Source organism: Vibrio sp. 10N.222.52.C12 (genome assembly GCF_041474215.1).
GTDB classification, from domain to species: Bacteria; Pseudomonadota; Gammaproteobacteria; order Enterobacterales; family Vibrionaceae; genus Vibrio; species Vibrio crassostreae_C.
Genome location: NZ_JBFRTR010000042.1, coordinates 25,938 through 47,469, shown reverse-complemented (window position 1 = coordinate 47,469; position 21,532 = coordinate 25,938). Strand labels below are relative to the sequence as shown.

The following is a 21,532-nucleotide window of genomic DNA, read 5'->3' as shown; positions in this document are numbered from 1 at the left end:
TACTCGGTCGAAATGACTAAACACCAGAAACAGAAAAGCGATAGCCGAGGCTATCGCTTTTTTTAATGGGGGCTTATCAGGATTTTTAGATCGAGATTAGTATCGTTTTAAGATCTCGATGATCGCTTGCTCAGTTTCCGCTGCGATGATGGCATCAATGTCATTATCATTTTGGAACAACTCTGATAGCGCCATAATCGTATGGATGTGGCTATCTGAGTCCATCGCCGCCAGAGTAATCGAAAGGTAAACGTCACCGTTGTCTTCTGACTCTAAATCAACACCCTTTTTGAATACCGTTACTTGCAGTGATGCTTCGTTCACACCATCTTCAGGGCGAGCATGAGGCATCGCAATTTTTGGTGCCAGAACATAGTACGCGCCGATGTCCTTGTGCTTTTGCTTGATAGCTTGAACATAATCTGTTCATTTCATAACGTTCCGTTACAAACCCTTGTTATTGACTGATGACTCAATAAATTTAACCCGATGTGTGAGCGAATTTATATAAATAACAATTATGTAAAATATTGATTTTATGAATGTTTACTCATTAAGTCGATTTTTGTTAGAACAGCCTATTCAAAACAATAAGATAGGTAAATCTATGAAAAAACTCGTCAGTTTACTGCTCGCTGCAGTATCGTTAGGGCTTTCTGGTTGTGCAACGGTATTAACAGCAGAACAAAGTGCGCCTCAACTCAATGAAGTTCCACAGGAAAAAGCGTTGACCGTCGCTGTAATCGATAAGAGACCATACGTTCTCGATCATGATAAAGAGCCAAAATTTGAGGGAATTATTCGCAGTTCGTTAGGTATTCCTTATACCTACAACACGGCGACACAGCAGCCAATGTCTCAATTTTTGACTGACAGATTGGTCGCAGGCTTGAAAAAACAGCAAGTAGCTGTTGAGTCGGTTGAGACGACGCCTGAAGAGGATATCACCAAGGTTGCTGAGCAGATGAAAGCATTCGACAACAAATCGATGATGTTTGTCTTGAATGAGTGGAAGTATGACTTCCACGCATTTACGGATAACTCTTGGTACAACGTTAATGTGATTATCTATGATGAAGCTGGTAATAAGCTACTCAGCAAAAATTTCCAAGGCGAGAATGATGTACCTGATGGTGGTGCAATCATCAATGAGATGCAACTGATCTACAAACAGCGTTTTGAAGAGATATTCCGAGATGCTGAAGTGAAAAGTGCCCTGCTAAACTAGTTATTCCCACTTTGATCTCATATTTTGAAAAAGCCACACTCTGTGGCTTTTTGTTTTAATGATGGTTTTTTTTGCATTATTTCTTGCTGGGAAAATGAATTATTGCGAGAAGTAGTTCGATTTGTACGCTTTATGACCGCGCGATCGTTTGCGTCAAAAAATGTGATGAAAGTCTCACTTAACTGTTTATACTTCTTTTCCGGTTTTAAGCCGGTGCTTAGCCAATACAAGCCGTCACATGGATATGTGAATGACCCCACGGACCGGACCAGCTACGTTCCACTGCTTGTATAAGGTGATTTTTTACATGAACAACTCGTTGTTACATTCGCTAACCCTGTTAGCTCCTTCATCGCGTAGCGTTTTGCTTGCGGTTCTTTGTCCTGTTCCTTTGATGTCATTTGCTTGGCTCATGTTCACTCTTTAAGGATTACTAGGACACATTATGAATATTCTATTTGGTTTTGTCGGTGTTCTTGCACTGATTGCTTGCGCGTACCTGTTATCTGAAAGTCGTTCTTCAATTAACTGGAAAACGGTCTCTCGTGCACTATTACTTCAAATCGGTTTTGCAGCCTTAGTCTTGTATTTCCCATGGGGACAATTGGCGCTAACAAGCCTAAGTAATGGTGTTTCTAGCCTGCTTGGTTTTGCAGACGTTGGTATCGCATTCCTTTTCGGTGACCTTGCTACTGAAGGCTTCATTTTCGCGGTTCGCGTGCTTCCAATCATTATCTTCTTCAGTGCTTTGATTTCTGCGCTTTATTACTTAGGCGTTATGCAAAAAGTGATTCAAATCTTGGGCGGAGCGGTGCAAAAACTGCTGGGTACAAGTAAAGCTGAATCTCTGGTTGCTACAGGTAATATCTTCCTTTCTCAGGGTGAGTCTCCTCTTCTTATTCGTCCCTTTTTAAAGTCTATGACTCGTTCGGAACTGTTTGCTGTAATGGCAGGTGGTATGGCGTCGGTAGCGGGTAGTGTACTTGGTGGTTATGCTGGCCTTGGTGTTGAGCTTAAATACCTTATCGCTGCAAGCTTTATGGCGGCTCCGGGCAGTCTGTTAATGGCGAAGATCATTGTTCCTGAGCGCAGCACACCAAGTGATTACGACCATATCGAACTAGATAAAGCTGACCAAAGCAACGTGATTGATGCATTGGCAAGCGGCGCGATGAACGGTATGAAGGTTGCGGTAGCGGTTGGTACTATGTTGGTTGCATTCGTGAGTGTGATTGCGATGGTCAACACTGGCCTAGAAAGCCTAGGTGAAACGTTCGGTTTTGCGGGTATTACGCTACAAGCTATCTTTGGTTACCTGTTCTCGCCTCTTGCATGGCTGATCGGTATCCCAAGTGACGAAGTATTGATGGCGGGTTCTTACATCGGTCAGAAGATCGTTATGAACGAGTTTGTTGCTTTCATCGACTTCGTTGAGAACAAAGCTCTGTTATCTGAACACAGCCAAGTGATCGTGACTTTTGCTCTATGTGGCTTTGCTAACATTGGTTCTATCGCGATTCAGTTAGGTTCAATCGGTGTTATGGCACCAGAGCGCCGTGCTGAAGTTGCAAACTTAGGTTTGAAAGCTGTAGCTGCTGGTACGCTAGCAAACCTAATGAGTGCATGCTTAGCGGGTATTTTCATCCTGCTTTAAGCTATATTCAGTTAAAGCGGACACTTTACTTACGGAGTTAACGTAAGGAGGGTGTCCGCTTTTTTGTGCCTGTTAATCAGGCGAAATCAGGTTTTGGCCGTCGACTGTGATTTGTCTATCGTGAGTAAAAGCTCACTCGGAAGAGTAATAGAGCCAGTTCCTTTTATCCGATATACTTGAATATCATCAGGTTGCGATTAATAACATTCGGCTTCGATTAAGAACATTCGATTTCGATTGAGAACATTCGATTTCGATTGAGAACATTCGGTTCCGACTAAGCATATCCGCTTTCGATTAGGAACAATGGCAACCAAGCTAAATTAATCAAGGGTCTCTCCATGAACATTCGCGTTCTCATCGGTCTTATTGTTACCTTCATTGGCTTGTTTGCGATGGTTTACCTAATTGCTGGCGGCGCTCAGTTTCCTATCTACCAGTGGCCAAAAGAGGCTTATCTCGGTTTGGTGTTCAGCGTGGTGTGGGGGGCTGGTGTCGCAGCGTCTGTAGCGTATTTCTTCTCGGCATTGGTGTTTGTTACTGTCGCCGTGGTTTGCTATGCGATCGGTTATAAAATCGGTGGGCTCTTTTCTTCAAGTTCTAAAGCTTAATCTTATCAAGGTGTGCTGATGTTCATTGAAGTAGGGCTGATTTGAATGCACTGGCTCGATCGTTGGAAGGTGTATCGCTATCATCGGAAACAAACTAACCGCTCGAATGGCGACAAGGCTAAAGCTTTAGGTTGGACTAGCGAAGAGAGTCAATTGTGTCGCTTTGAAGTAATCGCTCGTGCGGCGGACTTCGAAAAGAAGAGTGTTTTAGATTTGGGTTGCGGCTATGGCGAGCTGTTTGAACTGCTCGACAGCATCTATCGTATTCAATCTTATACCGGCGTTGACCAACACGCAGGCTTTCTTAAGAAGGCGAAGCAAAACTACACAGAAGATCGTTGTCAGTTTTTGGCGGGTGATATGAGCAAAATGAACCTTGAGGCGCACGACATTGTCATCGCTAGTGGTTCACTGAACTACATCTCTCGTGATTCTGATTATCTGACAAACATGATTACTCGCATGTATGAACTGGCGAATCAGACGGTGATTTTTAATCTTCTCAACTCAAGCCAGTATCCTTCGCGTAATACCTTGATGAGTTATCACCCTCAAGGTGTCTATCGTTTCTGTAAAACGCTCTGCGATGATGTCTCTTTAACGGAGGGCTACGCAGAAGGGGATTTTACGATAGTGATGAACAAAGCCGTGTCAGGAGCTTGATGTCGTCTTTGTTTTTATCTTTACGCAGGTTTTGATATTAACAACTTTTGATACGAGTACTGACGTAGTAAACAGCAAAAAGCCGCAGCCTTGAAAGGTATGCGGCTTTTTGGGTTCTATGACCAACCTAGGCTAGGTATGCTGCTAGTTCTTCGGTGGTTGGTTTTTAATAAGTCCGTAAGGGATGTTAGTAAATACCTTAGGGTTGCCTTCATAGGTCGGCGCTTCATTCACTTGCTGCCAATCGAGTAGCATGATTGCTAGCACATTGCGGTGTTCACCGTACTCAAGATCAAAATCACCAGTGATAGAAGGGATCATGCCTTGTTTCTCATCGATAGAAGCTTGAATCGCGAGTCGAGTTTTCTCTAGAACTGGGTCATCTTCTAAACCTGCCAGTAAGAAGGTCAATCCAACCTCAGCAATCACATCTTCTTTCGCACGCAACAGAATCGTATCGATGTTTTCTCTGAAGTAATCGTAGATCCATTGATGATCTTGCTCGCTCACTTGATGCTGATAGTACTCGGAATCGCCAAAGATGACGTGTGTCATGCCGTAGAGTTTGTTGCCAAATTGCTGACTTGAAAGCTTCTTATCTTCATCGTCTGGGTACGCTTTTTTGAAGGTTTCGACAAACTCATCAACGACATCTTGTTCACCCAGTTGGCGCAGCCAGTAGACTTGATTGGCGAGTTGAGCCGCCCACGCTTTCACCATGTCTTCATTGGTCACGTATCGTGAGAAGTCATAGCGACGAATGATTTCGCGTAGCTTGGCATCGTTCTTGTGTTCTAAACCGTATTCGTTAGCACGAGCCATAGAGCCTAGAAGGTCAACACCAAGGTAAAGGTATTCAGGCATGTGCTTGGTGATGTTGTAGCGTCGAATACTGCGCTCATCGTTATCACCAATATAAGATGCAACTCGCTTCTCTGAGTAGAGTACGATTTGTTCCATGGTTTGAACGTCATTCGACAGGGTGCTGAGCTTGCTTGCCACTCGAGCCATGTCGCTCCACACCGCCGCTGAATACTTATCGTCTAATGTTTGACGATACATGCGCAGCCCGTAGTGACCTTCTTTGAATGCAGGCAGGGTGTAAAGCTGGCTTTCGTAGGTGGTGCGAATTAGGTCTGCAGATTGCTTGAAAGATTGTTCTTGAGAATTGAGCGAATCTGCTTGGGATTGAACGTTCACTGCGGTTGGCGCTTGAACGTTTTCTTGTGCGTGAACGGCAACCGAGGCTGATAGCAATGTACACAGTGTGATAGTTTTTAACTTCATGTCGTGAGGTACCAAGCTGATTATTAGTCTATGTAAAATAACATTGATGAATCCTTTAATGTAAGCGTTGAGTCAATACAATGTAAGCTTTATAAGGTTCACTAACCCTTTTTGATTAAACCATTCGTTTAGTAAAGAAGTTTGAAGTGATGGATCACTCAATATTTGATAGATAGTCGACGTCAGTATGGATTTTTAATGACTTAGCGGCATACTGGGGCAATAAGCCAAAAATGAGCCGTTATAAGGCAGTATATAGAACAATAGTGTTAGAGGTTCGTAAATGCCAAGTGGTTCTAGCAAGCAGTGGTCTGCCAGAGTAGTATCTTTTCTTTTTTTCCTTGCGATAGTAAGCGCAATTGAGTTCTTTCATGCCAAGCAATTAACTTTTCTTAAAAACGAATCGTATTCAGAGGCAAAAAAGCAACTATCCATTATTCGTTCTCGGATTGAAGCCGCGATCGTGTCAGATATGTATATCCTCAATAATTTCTCGACCTTAGTGACCATCAACCCCGATGGTGAGGTGAAAAATTGGGATAAGATTGCTGAGAATATCATTCAAGATGGCTTCCATATTCGACTTATCGGACTCGCCAAAGACGACATTCTAAACTTTGTTTACCCGATGGAAGGTAATGAGCAGATTCTCGGTATTAATTATCGTGATCACCCAAATCAATGGGAGTCTGTTGAGATAGCCCGTAATCTTGGCAACACCTTTATTGCCGGTCCTTTTGAGCTGTTTCAAGGTGGACAAGCCCTCATTGCACGCACTCCGATCTTCCGAGACCCGCCTTTCAATCAAGATTATTGGGGTGTCTCCAGTGCTGTTATCGGTTTAGATGAGCTGTTTGAAGATGTTGGAATCGGCAAGATAGAGAACAAGTATGAATTAGCAATTCGTGGTGCAAACAGTTCAGGGAAAGATGGCGCTGTCTTTTATGGCACTCAGGATGTGTTCGATAATGCGTTCGCCACTGAACAGGTGAGTTTCCCATACGGGGGTTGGTACCTTGCTCTCTCCGGTAACGAACATGTATTGATGGATGAGCCTTGGTATCGAATCCAAGCGGTAAGGCTGGTAGGCTACTCCATTATATTAGTGTTGGCGTTTGCCTTCTTTACTATTTATCGTCTGTACCGGATTGCAGATAGCCGCTCTATGCATGATGAGCTAACGATGTTACCGAATCGTCGATACTTCATGTATAGCCTCAAACAGGCCTTCAAAACCACTCAAAAACAGAGAGCGAGAACCTTTGCCGTTGTAAATATCGACCTCGATGGGTTTAAAGCAATCAACGACACTTATGGTCACGCGGCAGGCGATCAGGTATTGATTGAGTGTGCTAACCGCATAAGAAGTGAGCTGCGTGTTTCAGATATCGTTGCAAGGATAGGCGGTGATGAGTTCTTGGTCTTGTTGCCACGCATCATCGATGATCAACACGTATCTTCAATCGTGACTAAACTACGAAAGGCGATATGCTCGGCGCCAGTTGTGTACGAAGCGCACTCTATTTATCTCAGAATCAGTGTGGGTTGGGTTATTCACAATAGTAACTACAATGATGTCGATGCGCTCTTGAAAGCCGCTGATGAAAAAATGTACGAACAGAAGCGACAAGTTATCTAGGTTGAATTTTAGCTGCGATTAGAATTTAGTTGCTGAATGGGGGGAAAAGCCTCAGAATACCGCGCTTTGCTCCGTATCAATGTATTTGATGAGCAAAAGCTGAAGCAACGCACTTTTTAACGTGTTGCTCATACTAAATGTTATTCAACTGAGAAAATAATCTATGAGTTTTACCTCCCTTGGCCTTTCTGAACCGATCCTTAAAGCTATTGAAGCACAAGGTTACGATAAGCCATCACCAATACAAGAGAAAGCCGTGCCAGCTGTCCTAACGGGCAAAGATGTTATGGCCGCTGCTCAAACAGGTACAGGTAAAACTGCAGGCTTCACGCTACCTATTCTTGAAATGTTATCGAAAGGTACTCGCGTACGTCAGAACCAAGTTCGTGCGCTCGTGCTAACGCCAACTCGTGAGCTTGCTGCGCAAGTGAATGGCAGCGTAGTGAAGTACGGTATTAACTTACCGCTGACTTCGACGGTCGTGTTTGGTGGTGTGAAGATTAACCCTCAGATGCAAAAACTGCGTAAAGGTAGTGACGTGTTGGTGGCAACACCTGGTCGTCTACTTGACCTATACAACCAAAATGCAGTGCGTTTTGACCAACTAGAAATCCTAGTGCTAGATGAAGCGGACCGCATGCTAGACATGGGTTTCATCCGCGATATTCGTAAGATCTTAGCTTTCTTGCCTAAGAAGCGTCAGAACCTACTGTTCTCAGCGACGTTCTCTGATGATATCCGCAGCTTAGCGAAAGGCTTGGTGAACAATCCTGTTGAGATTTCAGTAAGCCCTGCAAACTCAACGGCAAAAACGGTTGAGCAAAGCATCTACCCAGTAGACAAAAAGAAAAAGAGCGCAATGCTAGCGAAGCTAATCAAAGATAACGATTGGCAACAAGTGTTGGTGTTCAGCAAGACGAAACACGGTGCGAACAAGCTTGCTCGCTTCCTTGAAGAGCAAGACATCACTGCTGCACCTATCCATGGTAACAAGAGCCAAGGTGCACGTACTAAAGCCTTAGAGAACTTCAAAACAGGTAAGGTACGAGTACTTGTTGCAACTGATATCGCCGCTCGTGGTATCGATATCCCGCAACTGCCTCAAGTAGTTAACTTCGATCTTCCTCATGTATCAGAAGACTATGTACACCGTATCGGTCGTACTGGCCGTGCAGGTGAAGTAGGTAAAGCGATTTCATTGGTTTGTGCTGATGAAGTGGGTGAGCTGTTCGGTATTGAACGCCTGATTCAACAAGTGCTAGAGCGTCGTGAACTGGAAGGTTTCTCTCCAGTAAATAAGTTACCTGAGTCTCGCTTGGATTCACGTCCAATCAAGCCTAAGAAACCGAAGAAAGCAAAACAGCCACGTGAACATGCTGATGGTCAACGCTCTGGTGATAACGCTCGCGGGCACAAGCCAGCAGGTAAGAACAAGCGTCATGTAGCTGGTAATGGTTCGGCTCCAAAGCGTAAGCCGACATCTGGTAAGAAACCTGCTGAAAACAACTCAGCTGCGACAACTGAAGATAAATCAGTAAGAAACAACGGCAGCAACTTTAAACGCGGTAGTGCGGGCAATAAACCTGCTGCAAATAACGCAGGTGCTCAGAACACTCTGAGCAAACCAAGCGGTGCGGGTAAATCTAACGGTACTGGTAAGCCAAACAACGCGGGTAAACCTGCAGGCAAACCTAAGAAGTCTGGTTACGGCGGTAGCTACGGCCCAAGCAAGTCGTCAAATAAGCCGACAAGCAACAAACCTTCGACAAACAAACCGTCTCGAAGCCGTTCTAAGCCAGCTCCTCAGAAGTAATCTTTTCTGAGATATTGAAAGAGCAACGAACATGAGTCGCTTTATAAAAAGGCGTCTCGTGGGTTAAGTTCTTTCTGTCATAGAAATCGAATAAGCGCGAATATTGAATCTCAATGTTCGCGTTTTTTTATGGGCGCTGTTTGGGGTATTGTTGATGTTGAGTAACCCTAGGGGGAGGTTTATTGCTGTTTAAAGTGATTGAATCTAAGGGAAATATGGCATTTTGGGGAAGGGTAATGAATCTTTAATGATTCATTAATAACAACATAATCACTAGCGTTTTTGTTGGTTTTCGCAATTTGCAATTCCAGTTTGCAAAACAAACAAGGATATACGGCCAATACGTGTCCAGATGCGTAGTAAATACGTGTTTTAAAAGTTGGCACGCATGCTGCATTAGTAATAGTGACCCTTCTTAAGCCGAGGGTCACCTAGCCAACTGACGTTGTTAGTGAACCTTTCTTGTTCACTCAAAATATATGACCAATCACCCTTATTGTGATTGGTTTTTTTTTGCCTGAATTTTAGGTTCTATTTTTTGTTATTACTTTTTTACTCACCACACTTCGAGTAACAGCTTGGCTGGCGTGGGCATTCTCCACCTCTGGAGCAGATAAGCCTCGCCTCTGTCTCAATCCCACGTTCAATCCAATTTATATTTAGAATCTTGGCTATTGTCGTGAGATCTTTCTTGATGTTACGCGGAATTACCACAGAGCCACCATTGTTAACGCATGACGCTTTAAGCTGCTCTGCTATGTCTCTTGAATTACCGCCTTGAGCATCAATCGCAGGGTTGAGATCTATACCAGCACACAGCACACGATTGTTACCCGCAGGATCCGTCATATTGATGGATTCACAGCAGTAGATCCTTGGCTCATCACCCACGTTCAAAATGGATATTTGAGCCGAGCTTCCCGCTCGAGGTTCTGATAATCGACGGAACACAGCCCAATGTTGACATGGGTCAGCGACCGTTCTCATATTTCCCCAAGGTAGCGGAATCCCGTTCCCGCGATATACCGCCTTGAGTTTCCCCGGCCCATAAGCATCAAAGTAGTGCCAGTGAGGGTAGGGCGATACTACAGTCATTCGACGCATCGCAACAGAGGGGGAAACCCCTGCTCTTTTGTGAACGTCGATTTCGTAACCAGTGCGGTCGAGTAGCTGTCTAAACGGAACTTTCGGACACAGAAGTGCACCAGCAAAGAAGCTAGATTCAAAGTCTCGCCATGCTTGAAGAATATCTTGGGAGTTGAGCTGTGAAGATCCCGATATCTGGTTGTCGTCCCACGTGTTGTTGTTACCGACCGACAACACACTCTTTAGGCCCTCTTTGCTGTGCAGAATGCAATGACCGATATAAACCGAAAGGTCGTATTTCAGACGGGTTGGGTACTCTTTAAGGATCTCGTTTAAGAAGATAGTACCGGGAGGCTCAAAGAAGGATGTCACCAACTGCTTAGCGTTAATTCCGAGCTCATCGACTACGTCTTGCGGCGTTCGCGTTACCCAGCGGATGTTGATTCCTAGGCTTCTAGCGATGTCTATCAGGTCTTCTACGCTGAGGTTAAGACGTTTTAAGCCTACTTCTTCCGCAGCGCGCTCAAGGTCAGGGAAGTGGTTCTGGTTGCTCTCTTGGTGTGCTCGAATCAAGAGGTGCGCAAACTGGCGGCCTGAAATGCCCGTTTGTGACAGCATCTCAGGAATCGCAATTTGCAGGATGTCGTTTGAGAATAGGAAGCTCGGCTCGAGCGCCATGCCACTTATCCCACCACGATTCCCCTTATCAGGAGCAATGGCTTGTTGTTCAGATTCGTCGTCGAGGAACCACGTCGGATTCTTCTGAAAGACCTGTGCAATCACTTCCAGCATATCGATGCTCGGAACCCGCTTTCCACGTTCAATCATTGAAAGGTAAGAAACGGAAGGAGCACATTCTGGGTCGATTCTAATACAACGCGCAGACAGGTCTTCCATCGTTAAATGGTTACGTTTTCTTAGGTTACGTATTTTCGTACCTAGGAAATGTGACTGACGAACTAAACTTTTTGACAAGGCCATATTTGTAAAATTCACATTGTAAAATTTTTGTTGTGAAATTGTATGTAAAAAAGCGCTAATCTACAAACTAAGCAATTCACAAAATGACAAATAAATTAAACGTTAGTTTGGAATAATTGCTCTAGGACACATTTTTGCTGTAGAAATCGGTGGTTATCACCGGACTGGTCAAGAGGGAAAGACTATGAATATGCTTACATTCGATAAAACAGAAATCCAAAAACAATCAAAGTCATTTATCGCTGAAGCTGTCTTTGCCGTGGAGACAATCAATGCTAATCAGCAAACTGAAAAGCAAGTGAAAGCAAAGCAGCTGCTTGATCGACTATTCCCACTAGAGAATGGCTCACATCAAGACGTAACCAGCTACGTAGTCGATTACCGCCATATTATGGCTTACTTTAAAGACGGTCAGCACAGCGGTCTGAAGCACCCTAAGCAGTTTGTAGCGTACATGGGTGAGAAGAACGACCCAGACTCTATCTTGTTTCGAGATGGCAGTGGCAGCCACCTAGAGGTGATGTTTGGTTGCCACAAAGGGACAGGTTGTATTGAGCTAGTAGAAATTGATGATATTCAGTTGGAATCATGCACCACGTTTGGCCAATCACCAATGGAAGCAACAACCACAATGCGTGAAGAGACCATTGCAGCGATGCGCCACTGGATCAGTTTGATTCAAGGTGACGCAAAGGGTAAACCAAAGGCATGCAGTGAAGATAAAGAGTTCAGAGCAAAGAGTGGTGAAGACTACTGCTTGAATTATTGCTTCCAGATCTAACGGTGAATCCTAGTTAGCTAAAGTAATTTATATAACTAAAGAAAAAAAGCCCCGAAGATAATGAACTTTGGGGCTTTCTAGTCTCAATACGAGCCGACTAATATGTCGATAAGAGCATTGTTGGTGTGTTTTACAAAGGCATGACTCGGTTACGGCCAAGTGATTTCGCTTCATAAAGTAGCTTATCAGCACGTTCAATCAGCGATTGAGCTGATTCGCCGGGTTCAAGTTCAGCGACACCAAACGATGCAGTGATACTGCCGACTTGTTGACCACTGCGGCGATCTTTAATCGACAGCTTTTCTAGAGAGCGACGATTGGTATCAGCGAGTTGACGAGCAATACGCAAAGACTTGTTAGGCACAATCAGCGCGAACTCTTCACCACCAAATCGATAGGCAGAAATACCTTCACGGCAACTTAACTTCAGCTTGCGAGCGATCGCTTTAAGCACCATATCGCCAAACAAGTGGCCATAGGTGTCGTTGAAATTTTTAAAGTGGTCGATATCGAGAAGAATCAGACACAAAGATTGTTGTGCTTCACACAGGGTTTCTATGTCACGGTCGAAAGAGCGACGGTTATAGAGTGTGGTTGTACTATCGAAAAGCGCATCTTTCTGAACTTCTACTAACTGGGTTTTTAGCTTAGTGATCTCTGAGGTTGCAGAGTTTAGCTGAGAGTTTAAAAACTGAGTAGAGTGACGAATATGACGGGATTCAGACACCAGCTGTCGAACTAAGGACATGACTTCATCAATAGATAGGCTTTCATTATCAACACGAGCCAAGTCCTCGAAGCTTTTATCGATCATGTCAGAAAAAGCGGAGGTGTCGGTCAGGGTGTCATTCATTGAATTGGAAACTTCAGAAACTAACAGTTCCAAATTAGCGCGAAGGTCATTGATATTGGTTTCGGATTTGCTGGCAACATAATTGTTGTATAGCTGCTCACCAACGGCAGGAGGACAAATACCGTAGTGTTCTAAAACACCATCCATGTCTTGAGTCAGCTGGGGAATAGCGTTATCGACATAGGTGTACCAAAGTGCGTAATTTGCAGGTGTCGTTGACACCCTGTTCTTCATCATAAGAGGCACCGCTTTTTTTAGATTTGCGGTGGATTTCTGAAATTCGTCTTTGTTCATTATTTTTACTGCAGATACCAAAACAACTAAGCCACTTGCGAACAAGGTTAGCGGATTTCGAAGGTCTTTGCTTTAAAAATTATATGATTAGTGGATGAGGGTTGGATAAATAACTCATTTTTATTATGAATATCGATTGCGTATTCATAAGCGTAATCTAATGGATTGTTCTTTAACCATATTTGGGCTTATCAAACTTTCGGCGTAGCGTGAGTTAGTATCAAAAGATTACTGAGAAATGAGTGTTGTTGTCTCTGGAAGTGCATACAAAAAGTGAAGTTATTTGGGCGTCGAGCTTTAACTGAGAGTGGTTAGATTGGGAGGCTTGGCTGGTGATTTGTATTTGTTCAGAGTTAACGGGTGAAGCTTGCATCAAGAGGGGAAATGTTTATGAGCAGGCATAAAAAAGCGCCGATAAAAATCAGCGCTTTAAAATTCTTTTTAGCTATAAGAGCTAATTATTGAGCAACAACGTTTGCTGCTTGTAGGCCTTTTTGACCGTTTTCAACTTCGAAAGAAACCTTTTGGCCTTCTTTCAGAGTTTTGAAGCCTTCAGAAACGATTGCACGGAAGTGTACGAATACGTCAGCGCCGCCGTTGTCTTGAGAAATGAAGCCGAAACCTTTCTCTTCGTTAAACCATTTTACAGTGCCAGTATTTGTGTTAGACATAATTTGTCCCTTATTCATAAATTTTCTAAGTTGTTGATTGCATTTAATGCAATGCGCTGATAATTGAATTATTTAATATTGCTAAGAAATAAGGAAAAACTACTTACAAAAACGGGTAACGATTTTACATGTCAATTTTTTACTATTCATCTAACTTAAATAACTCCGGCTAACAGAGCGAGAGCATGTTAACACAGTCTTTTGAGATGTACACGCATTGCTTAAGAAATTTGTGCTTTTTTTGTCATACCGTGCGAATGTACAAGATTTACACTGATTTAGTGATAGTTTTGTCGCTTCGTCCAACACAACAAAAGGAAGCATCTCAGCTTCCTTTTGATCATTAGTATAGACGATATTAACGCTTAAAGTTGATATCTTCAGTTTGATCTAAATTTATTTTTGTTTTCGCTGGTTGAGTCTCTGCAATCACCTTACCGTGTCGTATTGAGTACTGCACTGGTACTTGGCGGCGCACTGCATCAAAGCCATTGTCAGCAGGAAGAATCAGTAAGCTACCTGGCTTACCTTCTTCGATGCCGAAGTTGTCTTGTATGTTCAATGTGCGAGCAGAGTTCTTGCTGATCAAATCAAGTGAGTTGTTGATTTGATCGTAGCCCATAACCTGTGTCACATGCAGTCCCATGTGCAGAACTTGAAGCATGTTCGCTGTGCCCAGTGGGTACCATGGGTCAAACACATCATCGTGGCCAAAACAAACGTTGATGTTTGCTGCTAGCATCTCTTTAACGCGCGTTACACCGCGGCGTTTCGGGTAATCGTCGAAACGGCCCTGTAAGTGAATGTTCACTAACGGGTTTGCCACGAAGTTGATACCAGACATCTTCAATAGACGGAATAGGCGAGATGCGTAAGCACCGTTGTAAGAGCCCATTGCAGTCGTGTGGCTAGCGGTTACTTTCTCGCCCATTTCAAACTTATGAGCAAGAGCTGCTAATGTTTCCACAAAGCGAGACTGTTCGTCGTCGATTTCATCACAGTGAACGTCGATCAGACAGTCGTACTTGCGTGCAAGCTCGAACACATAATGCAAAGATTCAACCCCGTATTCACGAGTGAATTCGAAGTGAGGGATAGCACCGATAACGTCAGCGCCGATCTTCACTGCTTCTTCAAGCAACTCTTTGCCGTTAGGGTATGAAAGAATACCTTCTTGAGGGAATGCAACGATCTGGATGTCGACCCACTCTTTCATCTCTTCACGAACTTCAACCATCGCTCTTAACGCAACGAGTGTTGGGTCAGACACATCAACGTGTGTACGAACGTGTTGAACACCGTTAGCTATCTGCCATTTCAGTGTTTGCTTGGCACGAGACTTTACGTCTTCGATTGATAGCAGTTCTTTGCGCTCAGCCCAACGCTCAATACCTTCAAACAAAGTGCCAGAGATGTTCCAGTTAGGCTCACCAGCAGTTTGAGTAGTATCTAGGTGGATGTGCGGTTCACAGAAAGGAGTAACTGCAATGCCACCTTCAGCATCAAGGATGTCGCCTTGATGATTGATTTGCGCGCCATTATCGAGAATGCGAGAAAATTGACCATTTTCAATCAGAATCTGTTTCAAGCCTTCTTGGTCTTGAAGTTTCGCGTTCTTGATTAATAAGGTTGTCATAGTGTGTCCTTAAGCGGCCTGAGATTTCAGAGCTTTTTTGTTCAATAGAGGATTAAGCACGAGGTAACTGATTGCACCACCTAACACTGCGTTCAAAGGAACAACGCCAGGTAGGAAGTGACCAGCGGCTACGCCTGTTGCTACCGCGATAATGCCAGCCCAGTTAACGGTTTGGAACTCTGCATTTGCAAAATCTTTGTAACGTTTACGGTTCGCGAAGAAGTCGGCGATGATTACGCCACCAATTGGTGGAATCGCCAGCGAAAGGAAGGTTAACCAACCAACGAAGTTGTTGTATAACCAAAGTGCGAAAATCGTACCGATAATGCCGTTAATGATAGACATTGTAGTACTTGAGCGACCAGTGATGTTAGATAAACCCAAACCGGATGCATAAAGTGCATTTTCATTGGTTGTCCAGATATTCAAGCCAAGCACGATGATGGCTGGAAGCAGCAGACCTTGCGCGATCATCACATCTGAAATATCAGCCTGACCGGTTGCTGCTGCTCCTGCTGCGCCGAAGATAAACATCAGCGAGTTACCGATGAAGAACGCAACCATAGTAATTAATACTGCGCTTGCTGGCTTTTTACCAAAGCGAACGAAATCGGCCGTTAACGTACCCGCACTTACGAACGAACCTACAACCATTGCAAGAGCCATTGAAAAGTCCATTGGCGTCTCTGGTTTAATAAGTTGCAGTTGCTCTAGTCCACCAACACTGTCTACGGCAGTCAGTACTGAGTAACCACCCAAAATCGCAATCGCAGGTACTGCAATCGCTGAAAGTACCATTAGTGCTTTAATGCCGAAGTACACTGTCCCCGTCATCAACAAGCCAGATACGATAATCAAGGTGTTGGTATCAATGCCCGTTGCTTTTTGTACTGGAATAGCAAACATCGCAACACCCACACCAAACCAACCGACTTGTGTACCACCAAGTAAAGCAGAAGGAAGCCATGAGCCTTTAGTACCGAAAGAGAAACGAGCAAGGAGGTGGGTAGAGAGGCCAGTAGATGAGCCGATGTAGCCAAGAAAAGAAGTGTAAATACCGAGGATTAGGTTACCGATGAGAACGGCGAGGAAGAAATCGTTGAATGAAAGACCTGTCCCGAGTGAACCACCTGTCCACATACTTGCAGAGAAGAAAGTGAGTCCAAGCATTACCATGGTGAGTGAAACGACTCCTTTCCTAGCCGATGTAGGAACCGGCCCTAGACTGTAGTTATTATCAGCAGCCATTTTTTACCTCCGCAAATGATCAAAATTAAAATTAACGGTCGCCGTATTGCAGGCAAACTTGCGCATTATGGTGATATAAATCACATCGTCAATGCTAATTTTGTCAATAATTGCCCATAAAAACCAGTTATTGCAGTAATTATCTTGTAAAACATAGGGTTATTTTCTGTCTTTATTTAAAAAAAACAAATAGAAAACGTTTTCTATAATGCGTTGGTTATCTGCTGTTCTTGGTTGGCTATGAATGCTTATTATTATACGTCTGAATGGGTGTCTGTATCGAAAAAGAGGGCGGTTGGCCAAACTGCAGGCAAAAAAATAGCCAATCGCAATAATCGCAATTGGCCTATATATTTTGTGAACAAGAATAGGTTCACTAACAACGTCAGTTGGCTAGGTGACCCTCGGCTTAAGAAGGGTCAATATATACATTGCAGTTAGTGTGCCAACTTTTAAAACCACGTAAAACGGCAGTTTTATAGCAATCTGGTGCGTATTTGAGCGTTTAATTTGCGTTTTTGAAATACCCAATTGCAAAATGCAATTGCGATTTGCAACTTTAGAGTGTTTATTCGTTTTTCGGGTTTGTGTTCTTTCTGGCGACGAATGGTGAAATAAACAAAAAGCCCGTGCGATCTAAGAGCGCACGGGCTTGGGTATTGTTTCACCAATAGGAAGTATTAGATGGAGTAGAAGAAGTACAGTTGAGACTTCATTCTAATGATGATCCCGCGTATTACGTCTAGGAACGCCATAAAGCTGATAGGCTTCTCACCGCTTACCCACGCTAATCCGACAGAGCCAACAGGAATATCGTAACCCTCTGCCTCATCGATTTTTAAACGAACAAAGTGGTGCTTGTTCTGAAGGTTTTTGCCTGTGGTAACACGAACCTGCTCATCGATACCCAGCAAACTTGCTTGCGCTTCACCAGTGGCTTCTACAATGCCTTCTACGGTTGCAGAGAACACTTTTCCTGGGTATACCGCTGTCGCAAATTCCGCAGGTTGACCGACCTTAATATTGCGAATCGCTTGGTGATTGACTCGCATCAATACGTACTTCTCTTCGGTATACATCTGGATACGAGGCATCATTGAAACGCGTTGACCCTCACGAAGGATAAAGTTCGTTACAAAGCCGTCAGTCGGTGCCGTGACTTTGGTACTGTTCAAGTCCCATTGTGCTTGTGCCAGTGTTGCCTTTGCTGAATCGACCTCAGTTTGCTTCTTGCTCACATTGGTTTCAGCTTTGTGGATGTTCAACTTCGCATTCTCGGCATCGACTTCTTTCTTGCTAAGCTGAGATTCCAATGTCGTAACGTTATACGTCGCTAAGTCTACCTTTGCTGTTTGTTGGTCGATGTCAGTTTCAGTGATCGTATGTTCTACCACTTTGTTTTGCTTCTGGTAACGATCAAGCGTCTTTGACTGCAGTACTAAGTCTGTTTTAGCCGAATCTATTTGTGCGACTGAAGCTTTGATGTCTTCAAGCGCCGATTGATAGCTGACTTTTGCAATGCTCACTTCTTGACGAGCTGTGTCTAAAGCGGCCTCTGCAGATTCAAGTTGAACGCTGGCTTTGTCTCTTGCGATGACATATTTAGTGTCATTAATTTCGTAAATTAGCTGTCCTTCAGTCACATCCTGGTTTGGGTCGATGTGGACTTTGGAAGTTTTTCCCGACACATTAGTTGAATCGGGACGCAGCTGAATATGTGGAGACTGAACCACTGAGCCTCCCGATAGATCCATCGGAGTAAAATTGAGTAGGCCAACCCATACAAACAGCAACCAAGATGTACCCCCTAGGTACGCAAACGCCTTGGTGCCTTTGTTCCAAGGCATACCAACAAGTCTGAGTAAGTAAATGAACAGTGCCCAAATTGCCAAGCCTTCTAACATGTTTGGCTCTCCTCATCTTGCTTGTCGGAAGTTGTTTGCTCCTTGGTTGTGGTCGGTGACTTCCATGTGTCTCTTAGATTGATGATGGCTTTTTCCATATCAACGAAGGCCAAAATTACTGCTAGTACCCATACCCAGTGCCATACAAAACCAATCCATGTTAATGCGGTGATCAAACCGAGTTGTTGATGCTCTTTACTGTGAGCCTTGTTGATTGGTAATTCATGCACACGCCAGAAGCCGTAACATGCAGCAGCGATGGTTGCGACTAACACTACGCCTGCAACTACGTGTAGTGCGGTATCTGCGCCGGTTCCGACAAATGGGACACTAACTAAACTCATTGATATACCCTAGGTTAAATTGAGCACCGAGTGTTATTGATATCAGATTTAGAAGTTGATAATTTACCAATTACTTTAATAATGATGTCATTATGATTTGATCTGTAATAGTGACTTCTAAGTATGGTGGCTAATGAACAATTGTAACTTCTTAAGAGCATTGGGTATTTTGGGTATTTACCAATACGCAACGACTAATAAGGCTGTGAATACTGAGCAATTAGGTATTCCTAAATCGGTGTTTAATAACCCGATGAACCTTATCCCCGTAAGTGAAGTGGACAAATGGTATGGCTTACTTGAACAACAAACCGGTGATTCCGATATTATCTTGAAGCTGGCTGATAGAGTGGATATTGAAAGGCTAGGTCCTCTCTCTAACTGGTTTTTCTCGGGGCACGATCTGGCGTCGTCTATACGCCGAGTTAACATCGGGTTGCACTGTTTGCAGTCCGGGGCTTTTCTATATGGCGCTCAAGTCGGTAATTTCATCAAATGGTGCTACGACAATCCTGCTTATACTGAGGTGGGTAAAGTTCATGACTCAATTCGAGTTGCCATCTTTATGATGAAGATATTAAGGCGTTACTTGGGAGACGACTTTACTCCCGCAGCCGTCTCTATCGCAGGTTATCGCGAGAACACTCAACTCTATCAAGAGTATTTTGGGTGCAATATTCAGTGGGGCCAGCCACGAACTGAAATCTGGATACCAAGCCAGTCGAGGTTATCGAGCAATCAAGCCCCTTCTAGCGGCAAGATGAGCTTGGCAATGAACTTTCATGACTTAGATAATTACCTCAACATGCCTGATGCCGCGGATGAGCATAAGGTGACCTATGAGATGATCAATTACAGTCGCCATTTCGGCCTGCCAACACTGCATAAAGTGTCGAGTTTGCTTGGGTTATCTGAACAGCAATTTCAACGTCGATTGCATAACTTAGGCATCAACTTTTCTACCATTATGGGCTATGCGTTAAGTAATGTGGCGGTGGAGTTGTTGATGTATTCAGTGCCAATAGATAAAGTCGCGACGAGGCTCGGCTATACCAATGTCGCGAGCTTTAATCGGATGTTTAAGAAACATCGAGGTTTGACACCCAAGCAATATGTTGAGCGCCTAAAAACTGGCCTGTAACTATTCAGAGCTAACTTATGGTTCGTTTATGGATCAGGCTGGACAAGTAAACCATCCCCCAAGTACTCAAAATGAAAGGGGCGGTGAGTGGTAACAGTGACAGTTCATGAAAACCAAGTGTGATGAGACAGCTTAACAGCATGCCTAATAGGATTAACGGCCAACGGATTCGCGGATAGGGCACAAGTGCTAAAGTGGCAAGAATGGCGTTGTACCCGTAAAGACCTTGGGCTACCAGTTCGTTAGAAGCGCCAATCAACCCGCTAAATACGGTGCTAATTATTACTGCGAGCATAACCCAAATGGCATGCTTGATATTGTTGAGTGCGATGGCGACTAAGATAACGAGCCCCGACAACGCATTTTCGATGAAGCTGACTTGGCTTATCCCTTTTAACAACGGGATCACCACTGTCGGCAGGTTGAACCACGAGTTAGCCTCAATACTGATGAGTGGCATCAGTGCGGAATCAGGTGCAGAAAACGCTGACAGCTCAAAGGTTGATTGGATAATATAAATCAGCCAAGTGGTGAGGATAAAGGCGCTAGTGTAACCGCGATATTTCTCAAAACTGAATACGATGTGGGCAATCGGCACCGTGAGTAATGCACCTAACGCAGTCACTAAAGCCAATAATGGTGTCACACCAAAAAAGTTACCGATAAATAAACCAATCAAAGCGCCATTTAGCGCGTACATTCCACTATCAATGTCGTCAACTGACTTGTTGGTGTTGGTGTTGGTGTTGGTGTACATATAGCCATAGAAAGCTAATGCATAGCTGCAACTGGCGCCAAGTAAGGTAAGAAAAGCCAGCGCCAGTGACTCAATAGAAATGGCAAGCAACAGCAAAGTCGACGTCATGATAGACGGTGTGAAATAGACTTGCCCAATGCCATTGAGCAAGCCTTGAAACGGCAGAATATCCTTGTTCGTTTTCATCGTCTGATTACATTATTGAGTCATGTTAAATTTTTGTAATTCAGATTGTATGCAATTTTATCAAGTTCACCATCTTCGAGTGTTAATTCTGATACCAGCGTTCACCATAAGCTTGTTGGTAATCTGGTGTTTCAATGATGCCTTCTTGTTCTGGAACGGTTTCTAACGGCCCAACAACAGTTCTATAGGGTAATACGCCAGCCCAAACTGGAATGTCCATATCGGCTTTATCATCATTCACTCCATGTTTACCAATCTTCACGGAAGCTTCTGTTAAAGGTATCGCCAACAACTCGGTCGCAGTGAGTTCTTTTTCATTACTGAGCCTCACTTCATCGGTTCTGCCCGGTGCGATTTGCTCAATAAAGATATTCAACAAGCGATCCTTTTCTTGATTGTCATCGATGACTGAAAATGACCCCAATACCACAGCAGAACGATAATGCGCACTATGATGAAATGCCGAACGAGCCAGCACCCAACCATCGAACAAGGTGAACGTTAAACAGGTTGGTTCTCCCTTTTTTAGTCCTTTTAGTAGGCGACTGTTTTTAGCTCCATGAATGTAGACTATATCACCCACTCGCCACGCGAGCATCGGGATGACCATTGGTCCTTGTTCGCCCTGCAATGCAATGTGTGCGATTAAGCTCTCATCAATAATTTGGTGCAGTTTCTCTTGTTCAAATACGGCTTTGTGAGCCCCTTTTTTAATCGTGGTTCTTTTCGTGTTAGATAACATAATCGCTCCTTAA

18 protein-coding genes and 1 pseudogene are annotated in these 21,532 nt (G+C 43.9%); 8 read left to right on the top strand and 11 right to left on the bottom strand.

Annotated elements, in window-relative coordinates; genetic code table 11:
• Nucleotides 1–96: 96 nt before the first annotated feature.
• Nucleotides 97–420 (bottom strand): annotated as a pseudogene (locus AB4623_RS08135) (PTS sugar transporter subunit IIA); the annotation flags it as partial.
• 187 nt (nt 421–607) lie between these two features.
• Here AB4623_RS08135 and AB4623_RS08130 point away from each other — a divergent pair.
• The 4 genes from AB4623_RS08130 (at nt 608) to AB4623_RS08115 (ending at nt 4,156) form a co-directional block, all read left to right on the top strand.
• Nucleotides 608–1,228 carry a hypothetical protein gene (locus AB4623_RS08130; RefSeq protein ID WP_017060596.1) on the top strand — a complete coding sequence of 207 codons (621 nt, stop codon included), beginning with the start codon at nt 608–610 and terminating at the stop codon, nt 1,226–1,228.
• 445 nt (nt 1,229–1,673) lie between these two features.
• On the top strand, nt 1,674–2,882 hold the full coding sequence (locus AB4623_RS08125; RefSeq protein WP_017060598.1) for a NupC/NupG family nucleoside CNT transporter: 1,209 nt from the start codon (nt 1,674–1,676) through the stop codon (nt 2,880–2,882).
• A 341-nt stretch (nt 2,883–3,223) separates the two neighbouring features.
• Nucleotides 3,224–3,493 carry a hypothetical protein gene (locus AB4623_RS08120; protein WP_017064869.1) on the top strand — a complete coding sequence of 90 codons (270 nt, stop codon included), beginning with the start codon at nt 3,224–3,226 and terminating at the stop codon, nt 3,491–3,493.
• Between the two features lie 45 nt (nt 3,494–3,538).
• Nucleotides 3,539–4,156, top strand: a complete 618-nt coding sequence (locus AB4623_RS08115; RefSeq protein ID WP_017064868.1) for a class I SAM-dependent methyltransferase — start codon at nt 3,539–3,541, stop codon at nt 4,154–4,156.
• A 144-nt stretch (nt 4,157–4,300) separates the two neighbouring features.
• Here the strand turns inward: AB4623_RS08115 and AB4623_RS08110 are convergent, their stop codons facing one another.
• Nucleotides 4,301–5,443, bottom strand: a complete 1,143-nt coding sequence (locus tag AB4623_RS08110; RefSeq protein ID WP_017064867.1) for a DUF3541 domain-containing protein — start codon at nt 5,441–5,443, stop codon at nt 4,301–4,303.
• Nucleotides 5,444–5,726: 283 nt separating this feature from the next.
• Here AB4623_RS08110 and AB4623_RS08105 point away from each other — a divergent pair, with 283 nt between their 5' ends.
• Both AB4623_RS08105 and AB4623_RS08100 read left to right on the top strand, forming a co-directional pair.
• Complete coding sequence (locus tag AB4623_RS08105) at nt 5,727–7,082, top strand: diguanylate cyclase (RefSeq protein ID WP_102398618.1); 1,356 nt, start codon at nt 5,727–5,729, stop codon at nt 7,080–7,082.
• A gap of 163 nt (nt 7,083–7,245) precedes the next feature.
• Nucleotides 7,246–8,895, top strand: a complete 1,650-nt coding sequence (locus AB4623_RS08100) for a DEAD/DEAH box helicase (RefSeq protein ID WP_017060608.1) — start codon at nt 7,246–7,248, stop codon at nt 8,893–8,895.
• A 552-nt stretch (nt 8,896–9,447) separates the two neighbouring features.
• On the opposite strand, the gene AB4623_RS08095 is transcribed toward AB4623_RS08100, so the two are convergent.
• Nucleotides 9,448–10,977, bottom strand: coding sequence for a DUF3612 domain-containing protein (locus AB4623_RS08095; RefSeq protein WP_083994278.1), 1,530 nt, complete (start codon nt 10,975–10,977; stop codon nt 9,448–9,450).
• Nucleotides 10,978–11,146: 169 nt separating this feature from the next.
• On the opposite strand from AB4623_RS08095, the gene AB4623_RS08090 reads away from it, so the two are divergent.
• A complete protein-coding gene (locus AB4623_RS08090; RefSeq protein WP_372146133.1) occupies nt 11,147–11,743 on the top strand; it encodes a hypothetical protein in 597 nt (198 codons plus the stop codon).
• 130 nt (nt 11,744–11,873) lie between these two features.
• On the opposite strand, the gene AB4623_RS08085 is transcribed toward AB4623_RS08090, so the two are convergent.
• The 6 genes from AB4623_RS08085 to AB4623_RS08060 form a co-directional block, all read right to left on the bottom strand.
• Nucleotides 11,874–12,890 carry a GGDEF domain-containing protein gene (locus tag AB4623_RS08085; RefSeq protein WP_017060611.1) on the bottom strand — a complete coding sequence of 339 codons (1,017 nt, stop codon included), beginning with the start codon at nt 12,888–12,890 and terminating at the stop codon, nt 11,874–11,876.
• Between the two features lie 458 nt (nt 12,891–13,348).
• Nucleotides 13,349–13,561, bottom strand: coding sequence for a cold-shock protein (locus AB4623_RS08080; protein WP_004740083.1), 213 nt, complete (start codon nt 13,559–13,561; stop codon nt 13,349–13,351).
• A gap of 358 nt (nt 13,562–13,919) precedes the next feature.
• The gene (locus AB4623_RS08075; RefSeq protein ID WP_136982714.1) at nt 13,920–15,197 is read right to left on the bottom strand and encodes a cytosine deaminase; all 1,278 of its coding nucleotides are present in this window, start codon (nt 15,195–15,197) and stop codon (nt 13,920–13,922) included.
• A 9-nt stretch (nt 15,198–15,206) separates the two neighbouring features.
• Entirely contained in the window at nt 15,207–16,445 is a 1,239-nt protein-coding gene (gene codB / locus AB4623_RS08070) for a cytosine permease (RefSeq protein WP_372146132.1), read from the bottom strand.
• A gap of 680 nt (nt 16,446–17,125) precedes the next feature.
• Nucleotides 17,126–18,349, bottom strand: a complete 1,224-nt coding sequence (locus AB4623_RS08065) for an HlyD family secretion protein (protein WP_372146130.1) — start codon at nt 18,347–18,349, stop codon at nt 17,126–17,128.
• Nucleotides 18,343–18,693, bottom strand: coding sequence for an MFS transporter (locus AB4623_RS08060; protein ID WP_017066493.1), 351 nt, complete (start codon nt 18,691–18,693; stop codon nt 18,343–18,345). Before AB4623_RS08060 ends, AB4623_RS08065 begins: the two co-directional genes overlap by 7 nt.
• Nucleotides 18,694–18,826: 133 nt before the next feature.
• Between AB4623_RS08060 and AB4623_RS08055 the strand changes: the two genes are divergently transcribed.
• Nucleotides 18,827–19,834: an AraC family transcriptional regulator gene (locus AB4623_RS08055; protein ID WP_017061786.1), complete on the top strand. Its 1,008-nt coding sequence runs from the start codon at nt 18,827–18,829 to the stop codon at nt 19,832–19,834.
• Between the two features lie 10 nt (nt 19,835–19,844).
• Here AB4623_RS08055 and AB4623_RS08050 read toward each other — a convergent pair whose 3' ends face one another.
• Together AB4623_RS08050 and AB4623_RS08045 are read right to left on the bottom strand one after the other, a co-directional pair.
• Entirely contained in the window at nt 19,845–20,777 is a 933-nt protein-coding gene (locus AB4623_RS08050) for an urea transporter (protein WP_017064860.1), read from the bottom strand.
• Between the two features lie 82 nt (nt 20,778–20,859).
• A complete protein-coding gene (locus AB4623_RS08045; protein WP_017061784.1) occupies nt 20,860–21,519 on the bottom strand; it encodes a pyridoxamine 5'-phosphate oxidase family protein in 660 nt (219 codons plus the stop codon).
• Between the last annotated feature and the right edge of the window lie 13 nt (nt 21,520–21,532).